Below are 23195 nucleotides of genomic sequence, written 5' to 3' on the forward strand. Positions count from 1 at the left end.
GGAGCGGTTTTCCTCCTGGTGTATGCTTAACACAGTCAACATGCGTAAGGATGCTTTATGAAAATAGTGATCGCACCGGATTCCTATAAGGAAAGTTTGAGTGCGCTTGAAGTGGCAACGGCTATTGAACTGGGATTCCGTGAGATCTGGCCTGAGGCGGAATACGTGAAGATCCCGGTTGCAGATGGCGGTGAGGGAACGGTCGAAGCGATGGTTGCCGCAATGCAAGGTCACCTTGTGCATGTTGATGTTACCGGCCCGTTGGGCAATACAATTCAGGCGTTTTATGGTTTATCCGGCGATGAGCGTTCGGCGTTTATTGAAATGGCAGCCGCCAGCGGGCTGGAGCAGGTTCCTGCGAATTTACGCGATCCGCTGAAAACCACCTCCTGGGGAACCGGGGAGCTAATTCGTCATGCGCTGGATGCGGGCGTGGAGCATATCATCATCGGGATTGGCGGTAGCGCTACCAATGATGGCGGTGCGGGTATGGTGCAGGCGCTGGGCGCAAGGTTGCTGGATGCGCAAGATGAAGATATTGCCCATGGCGCGATGGGCCTGGAATCGCTCACCCGGATTGATATCTCGCAGTTAGACCCGCGTCTTGCCGGATGCCGTATCGAAGTGGCCTGTGATGTAACTAACCCGTTGACCGGTAAAGAGGGGGCCTCAGTGGTCTTTGGCCCACAAAAGGGGGCGACGACGGAGATGATTCCGCGTCTTGATCGGGCGCTTACCCACTATGCGCAATTGATCGCGCGCGATCTGGACGTCAATGTGCTGGAGCTGGCCGGCGGTGGCGCTGCTGGCGGTATGGGGGCGGCGCTGTATGCGTTTTGTGGCGCACAGCTACGCCGCGGTATTGAGATCGTGACGGATGCGTTACGCCTGGATGCCTGTGTTGCGGATGCAGACTTAGTGGTGACAGGTGAAGGGCGTATCGACAGCCAGACTATTCACGGAAAGGTTCCGGTTGGCGTGGCGAAGATCGCAAAGCGTTACAACAAACCGGTGATCGGCATTGCCGGTAGCCTGACGGCGGATGTCGGTGTTGTACACGAGCATGGGCTGGATGCGGTTTTCAGCGTCATCTATACCATTTGCACGCTGGATGAGGCGCTGAAGAATGCCAGTGAAAACGTACGGATGACCGCGCGCAACGTGGCTGCGACGCTGAAAGCGGGGCAACAGTTACGCTGAGTTGTAAGCCGGATAAGGCGGTCACGCCGCCATCCGGCGAGTATCAGCCCAATAATTTCTTCGCTTCGCGCGCGACGTTATCCATTTCATCCAGAAGCTCTAAAAACTCAGGCTCCAGCTCTTCTTCTTTGGTCCCGCTACGTAATTGTTGCTCAATGAGCTGGCACAGGTTTTTCATGCGGGGAACGCCGCTATAACCGCAACTACCGTGCAGCTTATGGATCATATCCACCAGCCCTTCGGGGTTTTCGCCTACCAGCTGTTCTTCAATTTTGTTGCGCACCTCGGGTAGAAAATCGAGCAGCATTTGCAGCATATCCCGCGCCAGATCGTTTTTCCCTGCGGCTTGTCTTAATGCCAGTTGCCAGTCGAGCGTGGTATTCAGATTGACGACCGGCTCAACAGGTTCAACCGCGAGCGCCCGAAGCGATGTAGTCGCGCCGGGTTTGTAGCGTAACAGCAGATTGTGCAGCTTATCTTCTTCGATAGGCTTCGCCAGGTAATCGTTCATTCCGGCGCTGAGCAGCTTCTCTTTTTGCCCCGCCATGGCATGCGCGGTAACCGCAATAACCGGCGTCTGTTGTTGATGAGGCAACTGGTGGATCAGCTCACAGGCGCGAATACCGTCCATGTCGGGCATCTGAATATCCATCAGGATCAGATCAAACTGCATCTGTTTGGCGCGATCCACCGCCTGGTGTCCACTGTCGCAGAGCACGACGTGCTGTACCTTATCTTCCAGCAGTGCGCCAATCAGCTTGAGATTCGCCGGATTGTCGTCCACCGCCATAACGGTCATGGCGATTTTGCTCTCATCTGGCAACGGCTGATCCCCGCTGTAATTCAACTGGCAATACTCCGTCAGCGCAGGCAACAGGCGGGTTGAGGTGAGAGGTTTCAATAGACACGCCGCCGCGCCGCCTTGCTTCAATTTCTCGGCGTTAATCTGTGCGTGACAGGGCAGGGCTAATAACAGGAAATCGGTCATCGCCGCTGCACTTGCCAGCCGCTCATGCTGCATGGTGAGCGGTTCGCGCAAAGTGACCGGAATGCCAATCAACAGAATATCGTAGTGATCCTTCGGCAGCCCGGAGAATGAAGGGCTGTAAATCACCTCCAGCGGCGTTTCACTTAATATATCTAACGTGCATTGCGCGGCAGTGGCGTTAGGTTCGACATAGGCCAGTCGTTTACCCGCAAGGCACCGGGTTGTCGAGCGATCGACGAGAACATTAGGGTTGAGATCGAGACTGATATGGAACCAGAAGGTGGATCCTCGGTTCGGCTGGCTATGGAAGGAGATATCCCCGCCCATTTCGTTGACCAGTTTTTGCGTAATGACCAGGCCCAGCCCGGTACCGCCGTGGCGGCGGGAAATACTGGCGTCCGCCTGACGGAAGGCCTGGAACAGGCGAGACTGATCGCGCTCAGGGATACCGATGCCGGTATCGCGGATTTGCACTTCAATTTGTACTTTCGTATTACTGAGGGCGCGTTTCTCGACCAGAATGTCGATATTACCGCCCTCGGTAAATTTGATGGCATTGCCGACCAGATTGGTAATGACCTGCTGTAAGCGCAGCGGGTCGCCGATGACGTTATCCGGCACATCATTCTTAATATTCAGCGTCAGCTCAAGCCCTTTATCATGGGATGAGTGCGCTAACAGCGTGACGACGTCATCCAGCGTGCTGCGTAGCGGGAACGGGATGCTTTCCAGAATTAACTTGCCCGCTTCCAGCTTCGAGAAGTCGAGCACATCATTGATGATAGCCAGCAGATTGTTGGCCGATCGCTCAATCGTATTCAGGTGATCGCGTTGCGTGGTGTTGAGTTCGGTTTTCAGCGTCAGGCGCGTAAAGCCAATCACGCCGTTCAGCGGTGTGCGTAGCTCGTGCGACATGTTAGCCAGAAACTCAGACTTAATACGGGCCGCCTCCTGGGCGCGTTTTTTCGCCAGATCCAGTTCGACGTTCTGGATTTCCATCTGCTCCAGCGTTTCGCGCAGGTCGGAAGTCGCCTGATCGATGTTGTGCTGCATCTCTTCATGGTAGGCCGCAAGAGACATTGCCATCGAGTTGATACCGTTCTTGAGCATATCCAGCTCACCCAGCATGAAACCTTCCACGCGGCTGTCGAGCTGCCCTCTACGTATACGGTCAACGGTATTCACCATGTTGCGAATCGGGCCGGTGACGTCGCGCATCAGACGCCAGCCAAAAATTAACGCAATACCGATACAAAACAGCATCATTACGCTGGAGATAAAGATCTCTTTATATTGCTGCAATCGAACCGATTTGAGGTCCAGCTCAAGCGCCACATACCCCAGCATGTTTTGCGTATTTTTGGCGTCGCTTATGGCAGATTCATCCGGCGAATAGCTTTCCGATATAATTGGCGTTCGCAGGATCATGATATCCCCGAGTCGGGTGACGCTCAGCTTACGGGGAAACGGTGAACCGGTCGCCAGCTGCATTTCAGACGGATCGAGATGAAAATTGGAGGTGACAAACAGCCGGTTGTTCTCGTCATAGACAGAGATCGCCCGCACGATATCGGAATGGCGACGATGCAGCACGCTGATGAGCTGGCCGATGGATTCCCTGTTTTGCAGGTTCATGCCATATTCGCTGGAGACCGCCAGTGGCTCTATGATGCTGGCACCAGCATCTTCCAGTTGACGCTGCAAGTCGTTATAGCGATGCACAACAAAAAAGATACTGAGCAGCAAACCAATCAGGACGGTCGGGGCCAGGATCAGAATCATCATGCGTGCGCGCAGGCTGTAGTTGGTCATGGAGTTCCGTTATGGGACAATTAGGGTCACACTGTTAAATAGAGAAATATCTCGTCGATGGCGCAATTCTACTCTGCAAAACGACGCGTGACGACGCGTCAGATCATAACCGTTACCGTCAATGACCTCGATCCTTTTGGTCAGGGTGTCGCTCGCCATAACGGAAAGGCGTTGTTTATACCGGAATTGCTACCCCAGGAAAGCGCAGAGGTGGTGATTACCGAAGATAAAAAACAGTTCGCCCGCGCGCAAGTAAAACAACGTTTAAACGACAGTCCGCAGCGTGAAGTGCCACGTTGCCCGCATTTTGGCGTTTGTGGCGGTTGCCAGCAGCAGCACGCCAGCATCCCGTTGCAGCAGCGTAGCAAAAGCGCGGCGTTAGCGCGTTTAATGAAATGTGAAGTGTCGGAAGTTATCGCTGATACCCCGTGGGGCTATCGTCGTCGCGCACGTTTGAGTCTGAACTATCGGCCAAAAGAACAAAAATTGCAGATGGGGTTTCGCAAATCCGGAACCAGCGACATTATTGATGTCAAACAATGCCCTATTTTAGTGCCCCAACTTGAAGCGCTGTTGCCCCACATCAGGGCGTGTCTGGAGAGTTTGCAGGGGTTACGTCATCTTGGCCATGTTGAGCTGGTGCAGGCAGGGAGCGGCGCGTTGATGATTTTGCGCCACACGGCGCCATTAAGTGCTGCGGATAAAGAAAAACTGGAATGCTTTTCGCATTCTCAGGGGCTGTCTTTGTTTCTGGCCCCGCAAAGCGAGATACTGGAATCAGTATCAGAAGAATCGCCCTGGTATGACTCAAATGGACTACGGTTAAGCTTCAGCCCGCGTGATTTTATTCAGGTCAACGCAGGGGTAAACCAAAAAATGGTCGCCCGTGCGCTGGAATGGCTGGATGTGCGACCTGAAGATCGTGTGCTCGATCTGTTCTGCGGTATGGGGAATTTTACTCTGCCGCTGGCCGTGCGGGCGGCAAGCGTGGTGGGGGTTGAAGGCGTACCGGCGCTGGTCGAAAAAGCCCGGGAAAACGCGCTGAATAACGGATTACACAACGTGACATTCTTTCATGAAAACCTTGAGGAGGATGTTACCCAGCAGCCGTGGGCGAAAAACGGATTCGACAAAGTATTGCTCGATCCTGCTCGTGCGGGGGCTGCCGGTGTGATGCAACATATTATAAAATTAAGCCCTGGTCGCGTTGTTTATGTATCCTGTAATCCAGCAACGCTGGCTCGTGACAGCGACGCTTTGCTCAACGCGGGATATGCCATACGGCGACTGGCGATGCTCGATATGTTCCCGCACACTGGACACCTGGAATCGATGGTCCTGTTTGAGCGTTTGTAATGAAATTTGTACCCATTGGATTCGCGTTGTAATGCAGCATGAAAGACAATGGGTATGGCTTGTCGACTTCGACAGGCCTGGCCCCTAAAGGAGAGGACAATGGTTGCGGTAAGAAGTGCACATATAAATAAAGCTGGTGAGTTTGATCCCAAGAAATGGATCGCGAGTCTGGGGATCTCCAGCCAGCAGTCGTGTGAACGCTTAGCCGAAACCTGGGCGTACTGCCAGCAGCAAACACAGGGACACCCTGATGCGGATCTGCTGCTGTGGCGTGGCGTGGAGATGGTAGAAATACTCTCCATGTTGAGCATGGATATCGACACGCTACGTGCAGCAATGCTGTTTCCTCTGGCGGATGCCAACGTGGTCAGTGAGGACATCCTGCGCGAAAGCGTGGGGAAATCCATTGTGCATCTTATCCATGGCGTGCGTGACATGGCGGCGATACGCCAGTTGAAAGCCACGCATACCGATTCAGTCTCTTCCGAGCAGGTCGATAACGTTCGCCGTATGCTGCTGGCAATGGTGGACGATTTCCGCTGCGTGGTCATCAAGCTGGCGGAGAGGATCGCGCATCTGCGTGAAGTGAAAGACGCGCCGGAAGATGAACGCGTTCTGGCGGCAAAAGAGTGCACCAATATCTATGCGCCGCTGGCCAACCGTTTGGGCATCGGGCAATTAAAATGGGAGCTGGAAGATTACTGCTTCCGCTACCTGCACCCGGCCGAATACAAACGCATTGCCAAGCTGCTGCACGAGCGTCGCATCGACAGAGAACACTATATTGAAGAGTTCGTTGGCCATCTGCGCTCAGAGATGAAAACGGAAGGCGTCAAAGCCGAAGTGTATGGGCGTCCGAAACACATCTACAGCATCTGGCGCAAAATGCAGAAAAAGCAGTTAGCCTTTGATGAACTGTTCGATGTGCGTGCGGTGCGCATCGTGGCGGAGCGTCTACAGGACTGCTATGCCGCGCTCGGGATAGTACATACTCACTATCGCCATCTGCCGGATGAGTTCGATGATTACGTTGCTAATCCGAAACCCAACGGCTATCAGTCAATCCATACGGTTGTACTTGGACCGGGTGGAAAAACCATTGAAATCCAGATCCGCACCAAACAGATGCACGAAGATGCCGAACTGGGCGTGGCGGCGCACTGGAAGTACAAAGAAGGTGCCGTAACGGGCATGCGTTCTGGTTACGAAGACAGAATTGCCTGGCTGCGTAAGCTGATCGCCTGGCAGGAAGAGATGGCGGATTCCGGCGAAATGTTGGATGAAGTGCGCAGCCAGGTCTTCGATGATCGGGTGTACGTCTTTACGCCAAAAGGTGATGTTGTTGACTTACCTGCAGGCTCCACGCCGCTGGACTTTGCTTACCACATTCACAGCGATGTAGGACATCGTTGCATTGGTGCGAAAATTGGTGGGCGCATCGTACCGTTTACCTACCAGTTACAGATGGGCGATCAAATTGAAATTATCACCCAGAAACAGCCAAACCCAAGCCGTGACTGGTTGAACCCGAACCTTGGCTATGTGACTACCAGCCGTGGTCGTTCTAAGATCCACGCCTGGTTCCGTAAACAGGATCGCGACAAAAACATTCTTGCGGGCCGCCAGATCCTCGACGATGAGCTGGCGCACCTGGGCATTAGCCTGAAAGAGGCGGAAAAACATCTGCTGCCGCGCTACAGCTTCAATGAACTGGATGAACTGCTGGCGGCGATTGGCGGAGGAGACATCCGTCTCAACCAGATGGTGAACTTCCTGCAGGCGCAGTTTAATAAGCCGAGTGCTGCTGAGCAGGATGCTGCCGCACTGAAACAGCTGCAGCAGAAAACCCAGGCGCCGCAGAGTCGCCGTAAAGACGATGGTCGCGTCGTGGTGGAAGGGGTTGGCAACCTGATGCATCACATTGCCCGCTGCTGCCAGCCGATTCCAGGCGATGAAATCGTTGGGTTTATCACTCAGGGGCGCGGTATTTCCGTGCACCGGGCCGACTGCGAACAGCTGGCAGAGCTGCGTTCACACGCGCCGGAGCGGATTGTTGATGCGGTGTGGGGCGAGAGCTACTCGGCGGGATATTCGCTGGTGGTTCGCGTACAGGCCAACGATCGCAGCGGTTTATTGCGTGATATCACCACCATTCTTGCCAACGAGAAAGTGAACGTGCTGGGAGTTGCCAGCCGGAGTGATACCAAACAACAGCTGGCCACCATCGACATGACCATCGAAATCTATAACCTGCAGGTGCTCGGGCGCGTGCTCGGCAAGCTGAACCAGGTGCCGGATGTGATCGACGCGCGTCGTCTGCACGGTAATTAATTATTTTGTAGGCCGGATAATCTTGTAGGCCTGATGGTAACGCGTTAGCGTTGCCATCAGGCATTGCCATCAGGCATTGCCATGTTGCCGGATGTCGGCTATCGCCTTATCCGGCCTACAGTCATTCAAATTTCCAGGATTTTCATATGAACCAAATCGATCGACTGCTCGGTATTATGCAGCGCCTGCGCGACCCGGAAAACGGCTGTCCGTGGGATAAAGAGCAGACATTCGCCACTATTGCCCCTTACACCCTCGAAGAAACCTATGAAGTACTGGATGCGATTGCGCGTGAAGACTTCGACGATCTGCGCGGAGAGCTCGGCGACCTGCTGTTCCAGGTGGTGTTTTACGCCCAGATGGCGCAGGAAGAAGGACGTTTTGATTTCAATGATATCTGCGCCGCCATCAGCGATAAGCTTGAACGCCGTCATCCGCATGTATTCGCTGATGTTTCTGCCAGCAACAGTACTGAAGTGCTAACCCGCTGGGAGCAAATTAAAAGCGAAGAACGCGCCGAGAAAGCACAGCATTCCGCGCTTGACGATATTCCCCGCAGTTTACCGGCGCTAATGCGCGCTCAGAAAATCCAGAAACGCTGCTCTAATGTTGGCTTCGATTGGAAAACATTAGGACCGGTTGTCGATAAGGTTTATGAAGAGATCGACGAAGTTATGTTTGAGGCAAAGCAGGCTGTTGTCGACCAGGCTAAACTGGAGGAGGAAATGGGCGATCTGCTGTTTGCCACAGTCAACATGGCTCGTCATCTGGGGACAAAAGCAGAGACTGCATTACAAAAAGCGAACGAAAAATTTGAGCGACGTTTTCGTGAAGTTGAACGAATTGTGGCTGCACGCGGTCTGGAAATGACAGGTGTTGATCTGGAAACAATGGAAGAAGTCTGGCAACAGGTAAAACGGCAGGAAATTGATCTCTAAGGGATTTCGTCGGTCAAGGGCGTTTTGTGTGATTTTTTAAATAACAAGCGCTTGATTTACGTCAAAAACATTTACCCCAAAGGGGCTATTTTCTCACTCCCGATGTTAATGTGAGCCTGGTGAAGAGGAGGGATAATGAAAGTTTGTGGCGCTCGTCATGTTCGGGTATACTACTTTCCCGTCTTGGTAATTCCATCGTTTCACCCTAACTTCTCAGGTCCAGCATGACAACGAACTATATTTTTGTGACCGGCGGGGTCGTATCCTCTCTGGGAAAAGGCATTGCCGCAGCCTCCCTCGCAGCCATTCTTGAAGCCCGTGGCCTCAACGTGACCATGATGAAACTGGATCCGTACATCAACGTCGATCCGGGTACTATGAGCCCAATCCAACACGGGGAAGTGTTCGTTACCGAAGACGGCGCTGAAACCGACCTGGACCTGGGTCACTATGAGCGTTTCATCCGTACGAAAATGAGCCGCCGCAACAACTTCACCACGGGTCGTATCTACTCCGACGTTCTGCGTAAAGAACGCCGTGGCGACTATCTGGGCGCTACTGTTCAGGTTATCCCGCACATCACCAACGCAATTAAAGAACGCGTTCTGGAAGGCGGTGAAGGTCATGATGTTGTTCTGGTCGAAATCGGCGGAACCGTTGGGGATATCGAATCTCTGCCGTTCCTTGAAGCGATTCGCCAGCTGGCGGTGGATATCGGCCGTGAGCACACGCTGTTTATGCATCTGACGCTGGTGCCGTACCTGGCGGCGGCAGGTGAAGTCAAAACGAAACCCACTCAGCACTCCGTTAAAGAGCTGCTCTCCATCGGTATTCAGCCTGACATTCTGGTCTGCCGCTCCGATCGCGCTATTCCGGCGAACGAACGTGCCAAAATTGCATTGTTCTGCAATGTGCCAGAAAAAGCGGTTATTTCGATGAAAGATGTCGATTCCATTTATAAAATTCCAGGCCTGTTGAAATCCCAGGGCCTTGACGATTATATTTGTAAACGATTCAGCTTGAACTGTCCGGAAGCTAATCTGTCAGAATGGGAACAGGTTATCTACGAAGAAGCCAATCCGGCAGGCGAAGTGACTATCGGTATGGTCGGCAAGTACATTGAACTGCCGGATGCCTATAAGTCAGTGATTGAAGCGCTGAAGCACGGTGGTCTGAAGAATCGTGTCACCGTCAACATCAAGCTGATCGATTCGCAGGATGTCGAAACGCGTGGCGTTGAGATCCTGAAAGGTCTGGATGCTATCCTGATCCCAGGCGGCTTCGGCTACCGTGGTGTTGAAGGTAAAATCGCGACGGCGCGTTTTGCGCGTGAGAACAATATTCCTTATCTGGGCATTTGCCTGGGTATGCAGGTTGCGTTGATTGAGTTTGCGCGTAACGTAGTGGGTATGGACAACGCCAACTCCACGGAATTTGTGCCAGACTGTAAGTACCCGGTGGTGGCCCTGATTACCGAATGGCGTGACGAAGACGGCAACGTCGAAGTCCGTACCGAGAAGAGCGATCTGGGTGGCACAATGCGTCTTGGCGCGCAGCAGTGTCAGTTGGACGATGAAAGCCTGGTCCGTCAACTGTACGGCACGCCGACAATCGTTGAACGCCATCGCCACCGCTACGAAGTCAACAATATGCTGTTGAAACAGATTGAAGCTGCTGGTCTGCGTGTTGCAGGCCGTTCCGGTGATGATCAGTTGGTCGAGATCATCGAGGTACCGAATCATCCGTGGTTCGTGGCCTGTCAGTTCCACCCGGAATTTACTTCCACGCCACGTGATGGGCACCCGCTGTTTGCCGGCTTTGTTAAAGCCGCCAGTGAACATCAGAAGCGTCAGGCGAAGTAAGAAGTAAAAAGTTAGAACGGCAATGCACCCATTCGGGTGCATTGTTTGTCTGGAGTTTTAGTTTAACTTGTACTGAGGAAAACCTAATGTCCAAAATCGTTAAAATCATCGGTCGTGAAATCATCGACTCCCGTGGTAACCCGACTGTTGAAGCCGAAGTACACCTGGAAGGTGGTTTCGTTGGTATGGCAGCAGCTCCGTCAGGTGCTTCTACTGGTTCCCGCGAAGCACTGGAACTGCGCGATGGCGACAAATCCCGTTTCATGGGTAAAGGCGTACTGAAAGCTGTTGCAGCTGTTAACGGCCCAATTGCTCAGGCTCTGCTGGGTAAAGATGCTAAAGATCAGGCTGGCATCGACAAGATCATGATCGATCTGGACGGTACTGAAAACAAATCCAACTTCGGTGCAAACGCCATCCTGGCTGTGTCCCTGGCGAACGCCAAAGCAGCAGCAGCTGCTAAAGGTCTGCCGCTGTATGCGCACATCGCTGAACTGAACGGTACTCCGGGCAAATACTCCATGCCGGTTCCGATGATGAACATCATCAACGGTGGTGAGCACGCTGACAACAACGTCGACATCCAGGAGTTCATGATTCAGCCGGTTGGCGCTAAGACTCTGAAAGAAGCCGTACGTATGGGTTCTGAAGTGTTCCACAACCTGGCTAAAGTTCTGAAAGCTAAAGGTATGAACACTGCAGTTGGTGACGAAGGCGGCTACGCGCCGAACCTGGGTTCCAACGCTGAAGCTCTGGCTGTAATCGCTGAAGCGGTTAAAGCAGCTGGCTACGAGCTGGGCACCGACATCACTCTGGCGATGGACTGTGCAGCTTCTGAATTCTACAAAGACGGTAAATACGTTCTGGCTGGCGAAGGCAACAAAGCATTCACCTCCGAAGAATTCACTCACTTCCTGGAAGAACTGACCAAACAGTACCCGATCGTGTCCATCGAAGATGGTCTGGACGAGTCTGACTGGGACGGTTTCGCATACCAGACTAAAGTTCTGGGCGACAAAATCCAGCTGGTTGGTGACGATCTGTTCGTAACCAACACCAAGATCCTGAAAGAAGGCATCGAAAAAGGCATCGTTAACTCCATCCTGATCAAATTCAACCAGATCGGTTCTCTGACCGAAACTCTGGCTGCGATCAAAATGGCGAAAGACGCTGGCTACACCGCTGTCATCTCTCACCGTTCTGGCGAAACTGAAGACGCTACCATCGCTGACCTGGCTGTTGGTACCGCTGCAGGCCAGATCAAAACTGGTTCTATGAGCCGTTCTGACCGCGTAGCTAAGTACAACCAGCTGATTCGTATCGAAGAAGCGCTGGGTGCACAGGCTCCGTACAACGGTCGTAAAGAGATCAAAGGTCAGGCGTAATCCTGTTCTTTAATTCTTAACGTAAAAACCCGCTGCGGCGGGTTTTTTTATGTCTTTAGAGTAGTAGCGGTAGGGTCGCACTCGCCGTTTGCTGGCTCACATCGCTATACTTTTCATCCAGCGCAATCAGCGACGTGGTGAGCAGTTCCACTAACAGCATGACACCCACCTTGGCGTTTAGCGCGCCGGCACTCAATGGACCTTCCGGTTTGGCTGCGACCAGTTGAATATCACTCAGCGAAGCCAGCGGACTGCGTGGCGTATTACTCAGCGCCAGTACGCGTACACCTTGCTTACGCGCCAGTTTAACCACATGCAGCAGATCGCGGGTGGAGCCTGAGCTGGATATCGCCACTACCAGCGTGTCTTTGCTTAGCGTTGTAGCGTTCATGGCTGCACGATGCATGTCGCTAAACAATTGCGCGGGTTTGCCGAGGCGCAGGAGTTTGTAATGTAAATACTCCCCCAGAATAGCGCTGGCCGCTACGCCATAAATCTGTACCGACTGAGCCTGATGCAGCGCCAGAGCGGCTGCTTCCAGCAATGTTCTGTCGAGTAATTTTGCCGTGTCCTGCAGCGCTTGCACGGATTCATTGACCACATTGTCAATCTCATCACCGCTGTGCTCTACCGGCTCTCCTTGCCGGAGATCGAGTGCCAGCGCCATCTTAAATTCGTTATAGCCCTTACACCCCAGCGTACGGCACAGACGTGTGACGCTCGCCTCGCTGGTGTCGCTTTCACGCGCCAGTTCGGTAATCGTCAGGTAGACCACTCTTGCCGGATCGCTAAGGACAAACTCCCCCAGCTTCTGTTGAGTTCGACTATATCCATCAACGCTCTGGCGCAATCTCAGCAGCAGGTTTTCATTTTCTGACATGCAAAATCCTTAATGCGTTTCTCTGCTGACAGTGTGGCGGAAAGCAGGGGAGAGATGCCAGTCATTTTAAAAAAGTATGATCGGCTTCCTGGTTTTTGATGATAATTTTCATTTTTAAAATAAGTTATGGTAAAAATTTTCATCAGTAATCGGGGAGATGAAAAAATGATGCAAATATTTAGCGGCGCTTCGTCAGGCGCATGGTTTGAAAAGGCGCAGCGGTTTGGCAAATCGTTCATGCTGCCGATTGCGGTATTGCCCGCAGCGGGGTTGTTGTTAGGGATTGGTGGGGCTTTGTCGAATCCCAATACGCTGACGGCCTACCCATTCTTGAATGTCGACTGGCTGCAGGCAATCTTCACGATCATGACCAGCGCAGGTTCAATCGTGTTTGCCAACCTGTCGGTGCTTTTTGCGGTTGGTGTCGCCGTGGGACTGGCGAAAACGGATAAAGGCACGGCGGGCCTTGCCGCATTGCTGGCATTTCTGGTGATGAATGCCACCATCAACGCTTTGTTAACGCTCAACGGAACGCTGGCGCACGAGAATCCTGGTGCTGTGGGTCAGGGGATGACGCTGGGCATTCAGACGCTGGAAACGGGCGTGTTTGGTGGGGTAGTGATTGGTCTGGTCACCTGCGCGCTGCATAGTCGTTTCAATAAAGTCTCACTCCCTCAGTTTCTGGGCTTTTTTAGCGGTTCGCGTTTTGTACCGATTATCAGCTCGCTTGCCGCGATTGTGGTGGGGGCGATCATGACGGTGGTGTGGCCGCATTTCCAGAAGCTCATTTTTGGACTGGGCGGTCTGGTGGATGCGACGGGCTATCTGGGGACGCTGCTGTACGGCTTCATCTTGCGTATGCTTGGCCCACTGGGTTTACACCATATCTTTTATTTGCCGTTCTGGACGACGGCGCTGGGCGGGAGCGAAATCGTCAACGGCCAGTTAGTTGAAGGCACCCAGCGTATTTTCTTTGCCCAACTTGCCGATCCACATACGCAGCAATTCTATGCCGGTACCTCGCGCTTTATGTCCGGGCGCTTTATCACCATGATGTTTGGCCTGCTTGGCGCATGCCTGGCGATGTACCACACGGCAAAACCAGAGAACAGAAAGCTTGTCGCCGGACTGCTGTTGTCGGCGGCGCTGACCTCTTTCCTGACGGGCATTACTGAGCCTATTGAGTTCTCCTTCCTGTTTGTGGCTCCGGTGCTATATGTCATTCACGCCTTCTTCGATGGGCTGGCGTTTATGATGGCGCATATTTTACATATCACTATTGGGCAAACCTTTTCGGGTGGGCTGATCGATTTCCTCCTCTTTGGCGTGCTACAGGGGGAAGCGAAAACTAACTGGATGTATGTCCCCATGGTTGGGGTTCCGTGGTTCTTTCTTTACTACTTCACCTTCCGCTATTTGATTAACCGCTTTAACTGGCTGACGCCCGGGCGCGAGAACGCAACCCAGGTGGAGTCCGGTCTGCCTCAAAGTGAACGCGCAGCAGCCGTGATCGCCGGGCTGGGAGGCAAAGAGAATCTGGAAGAGGTGGACTGTTGCGCTACACGCTTACGCGTGACGGTGAAAGAGAGCAGCAAGGTAGATGAAGCGGCGTTGAAAGCGACCGGAGCGCGTGGCGTAATTATTCGCGGCAACGGTGTTCAGGTGATTTATGGCCCGCATGTCACCATCATTAAAAATGAAGTTGAAGAGATCTTATCGTGATGAAAACAGTACTGGATTCCCTGAAAGGTAAATTAATTGTCTCCTGCCAGGCGCTGGAAAATGAACCCCTGCACAGCCCGTTTATTATGTCGCGTATGGCGCTGGCGGCGGCGCAGGGCGGTGCGGTAGGTATCCGTGCGAACAGCGTGGTCGATATTCGTGCCATCAAAGAGAGCGTCTCCCTGCCGGTAATAGGGATTATCAAGCGTGATTATCCGGACAGTGAGGTGTTTATTACGGCCACCCTGCAGGAAGTGGATGAACTGATGAGCGTTGAGCCGGAGATTATCGCCCTGGATGCTACTGCGCGCCCGCGTCCAGGTGGGCAAACGCTGGAAGATCTGGTCACGCAAATCCGTGCTCGCTACCCGTCCGTACTGCTAATGGCGGATATCGCCACCGTAGACGAGGCGGTAACAGCCGAGCGGTTGGGTTTTGACTGCGTGGGCACCACGCTTTATGGCTATACCGCGGATACTGCCGGGCATGTGCTGGCGGAAAACGACTGCGGTTTTTTACGTGAGGTGTTGGCGGCGGTCAACATACCGGTCGTTGCGGAAGGTAATGTCGATACCCCGGAACGCGCCGCACATTGCCTGGCATTAGGCGCGCACACCGTGGTGGTTGGGGGCGCTATCACGCGTCCGCAGCAGATAACGGCACGCTTTGTCGCGGCGATCGACTCGTAAAGCATCGATGGGGCATGATACTTTGGCGGGGATCTGCGATAATTAACGTTTATCCCCATATTGAGAGCGCTATGCAGTACCCGATTAACGAGATGTTCCAGACCCTGCAAGGTGAGGGTTACTTTACCGGCGTCCCCGCCATTTTTATTCGTTTACAGGGATGCCCGGTTGGCTGTGCCTGGTGCGATACCAAACACACCTGGGATAAGCTTGAGGATCGGGAAGTCTCCTTGTATAGCATCCTGGCTAAAACGAAAGAGAGCGATAAGTGGGGCGCGGCGAGCAGTGAAGACCTGCTGGCTGTTATTCAGCGTCAGGGCTATACCGCCCGTCATGTGGTGATCACCGGCGGTGAGCCCTGCATTCATGACCTGATGCCGCTGACTGACCTGCTGGAAAAGAACGGTTTTAGCTGCCAGATTGAAACCAGCGGTACCCACGAAGTACGCTGTACGCCGAATACCTGGGTGACCGTATCGCCGAAGGTGAATATGCGCGGCGGTTATGATGTGCTGTCACAGGCGCTGGAACGCGCGAATGAAATCAAACATCCGGTCGGCCGCGTTCGCGATATTGAAGCGCTGGATGAACTGCTGGCAACGTTGAGCGATGACAAGCCACGGATCATTGCTTTACAGCCAATTAGCCAGAAAGAAGATGCGACGCGTCTATGCATTGATACCTGTATCGCGCGTAACTGGCGTCTGTCGATGCAGACCCATAAATACCTGAATATTGCCTGATAAATTTTGCCGGGGGCGCTTCGCATCGCCATCCGGCAAAGTCACACTCACTCGCCGCGATACACGCAACCCGCTGTGCAGGTCTCTTTCACCATCACCGCGCTCAGCAGAGGGACAACAGGTTTAACCTGATCCCAAATCCATTTTGCCAGCACTTCGCTGGTTGGGTTTTCTAAGCCAGCAATATCGTTCAGATAGTAGTGATCAAGTTTGTCATAAGTCGGCTTAAACGCCGCCTTTAACTCTGCGAAATCCATGATCCAACCGGTATGCGGATCGACTTCACCGGTAATTTCAAGACGCACCATAAATGAGTGACCATGCAGGCGACCACACTTATGCCCTTCCGGTACATGCGGCAGGCGGTGAGCGGCTTCGAAGGTGAAATCTTTAAACAAGGTGGTGGACATTTTTTACTCTCAAGAATGCGAAAAACCGCCGTAGGGTACCGTAAAGAGCAAATTTTATCATTAGTTAAAAGGGCGCAGAGTATCAGAACAATCCATTCATTAAGATAATTCTTAATAACTTTTTATATATCATGGGCTTATTAAATCGATTTTGCTGTTAATAACTATAACTAAAACAGGTTAGTTCATTTGGTTATTTGTTATTTCTATCCCTTCTTTAATTGTTACTATGCCCGCCGTTAACCTTATCTTCAGTTTGGGTTTTATTGCTGAAATCCGCTTTGCTTACTGGAACATGACAACGCATGACGACACAGGCCCCACCTTCCGCTCTGCTACCGCTAAACCCGGAGCAACTGGCGCGCCTTCAGGCGGCCACTACCGATTTCACTCCCGCACAGCTTGCGTGGGTTTCTGGTTACTTTTGGGGCGTGCTGAATCAGCAGCCAGCTGGCAATGTGACAGCACCAGCGCCTGCCGCAGAAATGCCAGGGATTACGCTGATCTCTGCCTCGCAAACCGGTAATGCGCGTCGTGTAGCGGAAGCCCTGCGCGATGATCTGATTGCCGCGAAGCTCAATGTCACTCTAATCAATGCCGGCGACTATAAATTCAAACAAATCGCCAATGAAAAGTTGCTGGTTGTGGTGGCATCGACTCAGGGAGAAGGCGAACCAGCGGAAGAAGCCGTTGCGCTGCATAAGTTCCTGTTCTCGAAAAAAGCGCCGAAGCTGACCGATACCGCCTTTGCGGTGCTGGGCCTTGGCGATACCTCCTATGAATTCTTTTGCCAGGCCGGGAAAGACTTCGACAGCAAGCTGGCCGAGCTGGGCGGTGAGCGTCTGCTCGACCGCGTCGATGCCGACGTGGAATATCAGGCTGCTGCCGCGCAGTGGCGCGCGCGACTGGTTGAGGTGCTGAAAGCGCGTGCGCCTGTTGCGCCGTCTGTACAAGTTGCAGCGAGCGGTGCGGTAAATGAAGTACATACCAGCCCCTACACCAAAGAAGCGCCGCTGACGGCGTCCTTGTCGGTGAACCAGAAAATTACCGGGCGTAATTCGGAAAAAGACGTCCGCCATATCGAAATCGACCTTGGCGATTCCGGCCTGCGCTATCAGCCGGGCGACGCGCTAGGCGTGTGGTATCAGAACGACCCCGCGCTGGTCAAAGAGCTGGTTGAGCTGCTGTGGCTGAAGGGCGACGAATCCGTCACCGTTAACGGTGAAACTCTGCCGCTGGCCGAAGCGCTGCAGTGGCACTTCGAGCTGACGGTGAACACCGCCAATATCGTGGAAAACTACGCCACGCTGACGCGCAGTGAATCGCTGCTGCCGCTGGTGGGCGATAAAGCCCAGCTGCAGCAGTATGCGGCTACCACGCCTATCGTCGACATGGTGCGCTTCTCCCCGTCGCAGCTTGATGCCGACGCGTTAATCGGCCTGCTGCGTCCGCTGACCCCGCGTCTGTATTCCATCGCCTCCGCACAGGCGGAAGTCGAAAGTGAAGTGCACGTCACCGTCGGCGTCGTGCGTTACGACATTGAAGGCCGCGCCCGCGCGGGCGGCGCGTCCAGCTTCCTCGCCGACCGTGTGGAAGAAGAGGGCGAAGTGCGCGTGTTTATCGAGCACAACGACAACTTCCGCCTGCCGGCTAACCCGCAGACCCCGGTGATTATGATTGGTCCGGGCACCGGTATCGCGCCGTTCCGCGCCTTTATGCAGCAGCGCGCCGCCGACGGCGCGGAAGGCAAGAACTGGCTGTTCTTCGGTAACCCGCACTTTACCGAAGATTTCCTCTACCAGGTTGAGTGGCAGCGCTACGTAAAAGAAGGCGTGCTGAGCCGCATCGATATGGCCTGGTCCCGCGATCAAAAAGAAAAAATCTACGTACAAGACAAACTGCGCGAACAGGGCGCGGAGCTATGGCGCTGGATTAATGACGGTGCGCACATTTATGTCTGCGGCGACGCCAATCGTATGGCGAAAGACGTTGAGCAGGCGTTGCTGGAAGTGATTGCTGAATTCGGTGCAATGGACATCGAAGCGGCGGATGAATTTTTAAGTGAGCTGCGCGTTGAGCGCCGTTATCAGCGAGATGTCTACTAATGAGCGAAAAATACCCAGGGCCTTTAGTGGTCGAAGGCAAACTGACTGACGCCGAGCGCATGAAGCGTGAGAGCAACTTTCTGCGCGGCACCATCGCGGAAGATCTCAACGACGGCCTGACCGGCGGTTTTCACGGCGACAACTTCCTGCTGATCCGTTTTCACGGCATGTACCAGCAGGATGACCGCGATATTCGCGCCGAACGCGCCGAGCAGAAGCTGGAGCCGCGCCACGCGATGCTGTTGCGTTGCCGTCTGCCAGGCGGAGTGATTACCACCACCCAGTGGAAGGCGATCGACAAATTCGCCGCTGACAACACGATTTACGGCAGCATCCGTCTGACCAACCGTCAGACCTTCCAGTTCCACGGCATTCTGAAGAAGAACGTTAAGCCGGTGCACCAGATGCTGCACTCGGTCGGGCTGGACGCGCTGGCGACCGCCAACGACATGAACCGTAACGTGCTGTGCACCTCTAACCCGTACGAGTCCGAGCTGCATGCGGAAGCCTACGAGTGGGCGAAAAAGATCTCTGAACATCTGCTGCCGCGCACCCGCGCCTATGCGGAGATCTGGCTCGATCAGGAGAAGGTCGCGACCACCGACGAAGAACCGATCCTCGGCGCGACTTATTTGCCGCGTAAATTTAAAACCACGGTGGTGATCCCGCCGCAGAACGATATCGATCTGCACGCCAACGACATGAACTTCGTAGCGATTGCTGAAAACGGCAAGCTGGTGGGCTTTAACCTGCTGGTCGGCGGCGGTCTGTCTATTGAGCACGGGAATAAGAAAACCTACGCCCGTACCGCCAGTGAGTTCGGCTTCCTGCCGCTGGAGCATACCCTAGCTGTGGCCGAAGCGGTAGTGACGACCCAGCGTGACTGGGGTAACCGTACCGACCGTAAAAACGCGAAAACCAAATATACCCTGGAGCGTGTCGGTATCGACACCTTTAAGGAAGAGGTTGAGCGTCGCGCGGGGATCAAATTTGAGCCGATCCGCCCGTATGAATTTACCGGCCGCGGCGATCGTATCGGTTGGGTGAAAGGGATCGACAACAACTGGCACCTGACGCTATTTATCGAAAACGGTCGAATCCTGGATTTCCCTGGCCGTCCGCTGAAAACCGGTCTGCTGGAGATCGCCAAGATCCACAAAGGCGATTTCCGCATCACCGCCAACCAGAACCTGATCATCGCTAGCGTGCCGGAAAGCCAGAAAGCGAAGATTGAGAAGCTGGCGCGCGACCACGGGTTGATGAATGCGGTGAAACCGCAGCGTGAAAACTCGATGGCCTGCGTCTCGTTCCCGACCTGCCCGCTGGCGATGGCGGAAGCCGAGCGCTTCCTGCCGTCGTTTACGGACAAAGTGGAAGCGATTCTGGAAAAACACGGCATTCCTGACGAGCACATCGTGATGCGCGTGACCGGCTGCCCGAACGGCTGCGGCCGCGCGATGCTGGCGGAGCTGGGACTGGTGGGTAAAGCGCCGGGCCGCTACAACGTGCATCTGGGCGGCAACCGCATGGGAACGCGTATTCCGCGGATGTACCGCGAAAATATTACGGAATCAGAAATTCTCGATTCTGTTGACGAACTGGTTGGGCGCTGGGCGAAAGAGCGTGAAGCGGGTGAAGGCTTCGGCGACTTTACGGTGCGTGCGGGCATCATTCGCCCGGTGCTCGATCCAGCGCGTGATTTCTGGGAATAAGTTCCCTTTGCCTGGTGACGCGACGGTTTTGTAGACCTGATAAGCGTAGCGCCATCAGGCATAAGATGAGGTAATTATGTCCGTACTCGATCTACACGCATTGAACGACCTGCCAAAAGTTGAACGCGTTATGGCGCTGGCTGAAACTAACAGCCAACTGGAAAAACTGGACGCCGAAGGGCGCGTGGCGTGGGCACTGGAGAATTTGCCGGGAGAATACGTGCTTTCTTCCAGCTTTGGTATTCAGGCGGCGGTAAGTCTGCATCTGGTGAATCAGATCCGCCCGGATATCCCGGTGATCCTCACCGATACCGGCTATCTGTTCCCGGAAACCTACCAGTTTATCGATGAGTTAACGGACAAGCTCAAGCTGAATCTCAAGGTTTACCGCGCCAAGGAGAGCGCCGCCTGGCAGGAAGCACGCTATGGCAAACTGTGGGAGCAGGGCGTTGAAGGCATTGAGAAATACAATGACATCAACAAAGTCGAGCCGATGAATCGGGCGTTGAAAGAGCTGAACGCGCAGACCTGGTTCGCCGGCCTGCGCCGTGAGCAGTCAGGCAGTCGTGCGCATTTGCCGGTGCTGGCTATCCAGCGCGGCGTGTTTAAGGTGCTGCCGATTATCGACTGGGATAACCGTACGGTGTATCAGTACCTGCAAAAGCACGGGCTGAAGTACCACCCGCTGTGGGACCAGGGCTATCTGTCGGTGGGCGATACGCATACTACTCGCAAATGGGAGCCGGGTATGGCGGAGGAAGAGACGCGCTTCTTCGGGCTGAAGCGCGAGTGTGGGCTGCACGAAGGGTAATATGAGCCTCGGTAAGCTTTATGCATTACCGAGGCTCTTTTTCTTCAGAATTACCCCGCCTTCGCCAGCTCTTTTACCAGCGGCAGCATAATGCGTACCACGTCGCGGCTGCGGTGCTCTATCCGGCCCGGTAGCGCTTTATCGATATGCTGTTGGTTATCGAGTCGCACATCGTGCCAGCTGTTGCCGTCGGGGAACGAAGGACTTTTGGCGCGTTGTTGATAGCCATCTTTCTTGCCCAGGTTCCAGTTGGTCGCTTCAACGGAAAGGACGGCAATTCCCGCGTTATCGAAGACCTCTGCATCGTTACAGCAGCCAGTTCCTTTCGGATAGTCTTTGTTCAGCCCTGGATTGGTGCTGGCGATAATACCGCGGCTGTGCGCGATGGCCAGCGCCCGGTCGCGCGTTAGTTTTCGTACGGCTTCCGGGGTTCTTTTCCCGCTGTTGAAATAGAGCTTATCGCCAACGATCAGATTATCGAGGTTGATAACCAGCAGCGTATTTTTTTTCTCGGCGGCGCTCATTCGCTTCAGGATGTTCTCTGCACCGAGTTTGCCTTCCTCTTCACCGCTGGTGGCAATAAAGCGAATACCGTACTGCGTCGGAACATCTTTGAGCCGTTCTGCCAGCTCCAGCATCACGCCCAGACCTGCGGCGTTGTCGTCAATACCCTGCAGGGTTAATCCACCCAGATTGGCATCGGAGTCGGCGTCACTTTGCGCAGCGTAGGTATCTAGGTGCGCCATGATAATAATCTGCTGTGGCGCTTTGCCTTCATGGGCTGCAATGACGGTGCTGCCGGTTATGTTATGCCAGTTTTTACGATTATCTTTGGCGGTATAAATATAGCGGCTGTTAAACGTCCGAATATCACTGCTATAGCCCATTTGCTGAAATTGCTGACGTATATAATCAGCAGATAACATTTCTGCCGGAGAACCCGTCACGCGGCCAGGGAAGAAGGTGGCGATGTATCGCGCCTGGGTATTTGCGATATCTCCGGGCTTCGAAGATGTTGCCTGTGCGGGAAGGATAAAGCACGCGCCGAGCGCCAGGGCGGTAGTCAGGTGGCGCAATGCGGAAAACATAGTGAGTCCTTAAATACCAAGCAGAAATTTTTAGCCGCTAGTATGAAACCGTGATCGAGGTAAAACAATTTCATTTGCTCCTAAATGCCCGAAATCCGGTGGCTTAAGCACTTTTTGATATTTGCTTTACCATATCGTTATTCCTTTGAGGAACTACTCATTCCAATTCGTAATTTCATTCGCCTCCTTGCCCTCCCTATAGTCAGGTTATCTGAGCATCGTTAGCAAAATAATGGCATTACATAGGAACGGTTATGGATCAAAAACGACTTACCCACCTGCGGCAACTGGAAGCGGAAAGCATCCATATCATTCGTGAGGTGGCCGCCGAGTTTTCTAATCCGGTGATGATGTATTCCATCGGCAAAGATTCCAGCGTAATGCTGCATCTGGCGCGCAAAGCGTTTTATCCTGGTACGCTGCCGTTCCCCTTGCTGCACGTTGATACCGGTTGGAAATTTAGCGAGATGTATGAGTTTCGTGACCGCACGGCGAAAGCCTACGGCTGCGAACTGCTGGTGCATAAAAACCCGGAAGGGGTGGCGATGGGCATCAACCCGTTTGTCCACGGCAGCGCCAAGCATACCGATATTATGAAAACCGAAGGCCTGAAGCAGGCGCTGAACAAATACGGTTTTGACGCCGCGTTTGGCGGCGCACGCCGTGATGAAGAGAAATCGCGCGCCAAAGAGCGCATTTACTCCTTCCGCGATCGCTTCCATCGCTGGGACCCGAAAAATCAGCGTCCGGAGCTGTGGCACAACTACAACGGACAAATTAACAAAGGCGAAAGCATTCGTGTATTCCCGCTTTCTAACTGGACCGAACAGGATATCTGGCAGTACATCTGGTTGGAAAATATCGACATCGTACCGCTGTACCTGGCGGCTGAGCGTCCGGTGCTGGAGCGCGATGGCATGCTGATGATGATTGATGACGACAGAATCGATCTGCAGCCCGGCGAAGTGATTAAAAAACGCATGGTGCGTTTCCGCACGCTTGGCTGTTGGCCGCTGACCGGCGCGGTGGAGTCTAACGCGCAGACGTTGCCGGAAATTATTGAAGAGATGCTGGTCTCAACCACCAGTGAACGTCAGGGCCGCGTGATTGACCGCGACCAGGCGGGCTCCATGGAGCTGAAGAAACGTCAGGGGTATTTCTAA

17 protein-coding genes are annotated in these 23195 nt (G+C 53.8%); 13 read left to right on the forward strand and 4 right to left on the reverse strand.

Translation table 11 applies throughout. The features are described 5' to 3' along the window. The first annotated feature begins 57 nt into the window (after positions 1-57). Entirely contained in the window at positions 58-1200 is a 1143-nt protein-coding gene (locus tag ACVXHP_RS11440; protein ID WP_165407056.1) for a glycerate kinase, read from the forward strand. 43 nt (positions 1201-1243) lie between these two features. On the opposite strand, the gene barA is transcribed toward ACVXHP_RS11440, so the two are convergent. Next, positions 1244-4000, reverse strand: coding sequence for a two-component sensor histidine kinase BarA (gene barA, locus ACVXHP_RS11445; protein ID WP_447571489.1), 2757 nt, complete (start codon positions 3998-4000; stop codon positions 1244-1246). A 57-nt stretch (positions 4001-4057) separates the two neighbouring features. Here barA and rlmD point away from each other — a divergent pair, with 57 nt between their 5' ends. The 5 genes from rlmD to eno all read left to right on the forward strand — a co-directional run bounded on the left by rlmD (position 4058) and on the right by eno (position 11872). Then, positions 4058-5356 (forward strand): 23S rRNA (uracil(1939)-C(5))-methyltransferase RlmD, encoded by a 1299-nt coding sequence (rlmD, locus tag ACVXHP_RS11450; protein ID WP_304701964.1) that lies wholly within the window; start codon positions 4058-4060, stop codon positions 5354-5356. A 99-nt stretch (positions 5357-5455) separates the two neighbouring features. Further along, on the forward strand, positions 5456-7687 hold the full coding sequence (gene relA / locus ACVXHP_RS11455) for a GTP diphosphokinase (protein WP_038633199.1): 2232 nt from the start codon (positions 5456-5458) through the stop codon (positions 7685-7687). A 146-nt stretch (positions 7688-7833) separates the two neighbouring features. After that, the gene (gene mazG, locus ACVXHP_RS11460; RefSeq protein ID WP_316129603.1) at positions 7834-8625 is read left to right on the forward strand and encodes a nucleoside triphosphate pyrophosphohydrolase; all 792 of its coding nucleotides are present in this window, start codon (positions 7834-7836) and stop codon (positions 8623-8625) included. Between the two features lie 224 nt (positions 8626-8849). Next, positions 8850-10487, forward strand: a complete 1638-nt coding sequence (gene pyrG / locus ACVXHP_RS11465) for a glutamine hydrolyzing CTP synthase (RefSeq protein ID WP_200009317.1) — start codon at positions 8850-8852, stop codon at positions 10485-10487. Positions 10488-10573: 86 nt separating this feature from the next. Continuing rightward, on the forward strand, positions 10574-11872 hold the full coding sequence (gene eno / locus ACVXHP_RS11470; protein ID WP_200009316.1) for a phosphopyruvate hydratase: 1299 nt from the start codon (positions 10574-10576) through the stop codon (positions 11870-11872). Between the two features lie 55 nt (positions 11873-11927). Here eno and ACVXHP_RS11475 read toward each other — a convergent pair whose 3' ends face one another. Beyond that, positions 11928-12752: a MurR/RpiR family transcriptional regulator gene (locus ACVXHP_RS11475; RefSeq protein WP_200009312.1), complete on the reverse strand. Its 825-nt coding sequence runs from the start codon at positions 12750-12752 to the stop codon at positions 11928-11930. 165 nt (positions 12753-12917) lie between these two features. On the opposite strand from ACVXHP_RS11475, the gene ACVXHP_RS11480 reads away from it, so the two are divergent. The 3 genes from ACVXHP_RS11480 to queE all read left to right on the forward strand — a co-directional run bounded on the left by ACVXHP_RS11480 (position 12918) and on the right by queE (position 15906). Next, the gene (locus tag ACVXHP_RS11480) at positions 12918-14474 is read left to right on the forward strand and encodes a maltose/glucose-specific PTS transporter subunit IIC (protein ID WP_200009311.1); all 1557 of its coding nucleotides are present in this window, start codon (positions 12918-12920) and stop codon (positions 14472-14474) included. Then, positions 14474-15163, forward strand: coding sequence for an N-acetylmannosamine-6-phosphate 2-epimerase (locus ACVXHP_RS11485; RefSeq protein WP_447571523.1), 690 nt, complete (start codon positions 14474-14476; stop codon positions 15161-15163). Before ACVXHP_RS11480 ends, ACVXHP_RS11485 begins: the two co-directional genes overlap by 1 nt. 71 nt (positions 15164-15234) lie before the next feature. Further along, the gene (queE, locus tag ACVXHP_RS11490) at positions 15235-15906 is read left to right on the forward strand and encodes a 7-carboxy-7-deazaguanine synthase QueE (RefSeq protein ID WP_040232204.1); all 672 of its coding nucleotides are present in this window, start codon (positions 15235-15237) and stop codon (positions 15904-15906) included. A 47-nt stretch (positions 15907-15953) separates the two neighbouring features. Here queE and queD read toward each other — a convergent pair whose 3' ends face one another. Next, positions 15954-16316 carry a 6-carboxytetrahydropterin synthase QueD gene (queD, locus tag ACVXHP_RS11495; protein WP_447571490.1) on the reverse strand — a complete coding sequence of 121 codons (363 nt, stop codon included), beginning with the start codon at positions 16314-16316 and terminating at the stop codon, positions 15954-15956. A gap of 305 nt (positions 16317-16621) precedes the next feature. Here queD and cysJ point away from each other — a divergent pair, with 305 nt between their 5' ends. The 3 genes from cysJ to cysH all read left to right on the forward strand — a co-directional run bounded on the left by cysJ (position 16622) and on the right by cysH (position 20944). Beyond that, complete coding sequence (cysJ, locus tag ACVXHP_RS11500) at positions 16622-18421, forward strand: NADPH-dependent assimilatory sulfite reductase flavoprotein subunit (protein ID WP_447571491.1); 1800 nt, start codon at positions 16622-16624, stop codon at positions 18419-18421. Further along, the gene (gene cysI, locus ACVXHP_RS11505) at positions 18421-20133 is read left to right on the forward strand and encodes an assimilatory sulfite reductase (NADPH) hemoprotein subunit (protein WP_316128712.1); all 1713 of its coding nucleotides are present in this window, start codon (positions 18421-18423) and stop codon (positions 20131-20133) included. Before cysJ ends, cysI begins: the two co-directional genes overlap by 1 nt. Positions 20134-20209: 76 nt before the next feature. Continuing rightward, positions 20210-20944, forward strand: a complete 735-nt coding sequence (gene cysH / locus ACVXHP_RS11510; protein WP_220393543.1) for a phosphoadenosine phosphosulfate reductase — start codon at positions 20210-20212, stop codon at positions 20942-20944. Positions 20945-20994: 50 nt separating this feature from the next. On the opposite strand, the gene ACVXHP_RS11515 is transcribed toward cysH, so the two are convergent. Continuing rightward, positions 20995-22032 carry an aminopeptidase gene (locus ACVXHP_RS11515; RefSeq protein WP_304701917.1) on the reverse strand — a complete coding sequence of 346 codons (1038 nt, stop codon included), beginning with the start codon at positions 22030-22032 and terminating at the stop codon, positions 20995-20997. Positions 22033-22286: 254 nt separating this feature from the next. Here ACVXHP_RS11515 and cysD point away from each other — a divergent pair, with 254 nt between their 5' ends. After that, entirely contained in the window at positions 22287-23195 is a 909-nt protein-coding gene (gene cysD / locus ACVXHP_RS11520) for a sulfate adenylyltransferase subunit CysD (RefSeq protein ID WP_003034152.1), read from the forward strand.

It is taken from the genome of Citrobacter freundii complex sp. 2025EL-00176, assembly GCF_053309355.1.

Bases quoted from the DNA above. Each gene is read 5' to 3' on its own strand.
- cysD (WP_003034152.1), top strand. From the start codon at position 22,287: ATGGATCAAAAACGACTTACCCACCTGCGGCAACTGGAAGCGGAAAGC.
- relA (WP_038633199.1), top strand. From the start codon at position 5,456: ATGGTTGCGGTAAGAAGTGCACATATAAATAAAGCTGGTGAGTTTGAT.
- eno (WP_200009316.1), top strand. From the start codon at position 10,574: ATGTCCAAAATCGTTAAAATCATCGGTCGTGAAATCATCGACTCCCGT.
- ACVXHP_RS11485 (WP_447571523.1), top strand. From the start codon at position 14,474: ATGAAAACAGTACTGGATTCCCTGAAAGGTAAATTAATTGTCTCCTGC.
- pyrG (WP_200009317.1), top strand. From the start codon at position 8,850: ATGACAACGAACTATATTTTTGTGACCGGCGGGGTCGTATCCTCTCTG.
- cysH (WP_220393543.1), top strand. From the start codon at position 20,210: ATGTCCGTACTCGATCTACACGCATTGAACGACCTGCCAAAAGTTGAA.
- mazG (WP_316129603.1), top strand. From the start codon at position 7,834: ATGAACCAAATCGATCGACTGCTCGGTATTATGCAGCGCCTGCGCGAC.
- rlmD (WP_304701964.1), top strand. From the start codon at position 4,058: ATGGCGCAATTCTACTCTGCAAAACGACGCGTGACGACGCGTCAGATC.
- barA (WP_447571489.1), bottom strand. From the start codon at position 4,000: ATGACCAACTACAGCCTGCGCGCACGCATGATGATTCTGATCCTGGCC.
- cysJ (WP_447571491.1), top strand. From the start codon at position 16,622: ATGACGACACAGGCCCCACCTTCCGCTCTGCTACCGCTAAACCCGGAG.
- queE (WP_040232204.1), top strand. From the start codon at position 15,235: ATGCAGTACCCGATTAACGAGATGTTCCAGACCCTGCAAGGTGAGGGT.
- ACVXHP_RS11515 (WP_304701917.1), bottom strand. From the start codon at position 22,032: ATGTTTTCCGCATTGCGCCACCTGACTACCGCCCTGGCGCTCGGCGCG.
- ACVXHP_RS11480 (WP_200009311.1), top strand. From the start codon at position 12,918: ATGATGCAAATATTTAGCGGCGCTTCGTCAGGCGCATGGTTTGAAAAG.
- cysI (WP_316128712.1), top strand. From the start codon at position 18,421: ATGAGCGAAAAATACCCAGGGCCTTTAGTGGTCGAAGGCAAACTGACT.
- queD (WP_447571490.1), bottom strand. From the start codon at position 16,316: ATGTCCACCACCTTGTTTAAAGATTTCACCTTCGAAGCCGCTCACCGC.
- ACVXHP_RS11475 (WP_200009312.1), bottom strand. From the start codon at position 12,752: ATGTCAGAAAATGAAAACCTGCTGCTGAGATTGCGCCAGAGCGTTGAT.
- ACVXHP_RS11440 (WP_165407056.1), top strand. From the start codon at position 58: ATGAAAATAGTGATCGCACCGGATTCCTATAAGGAAAGTTTGAGTGCG.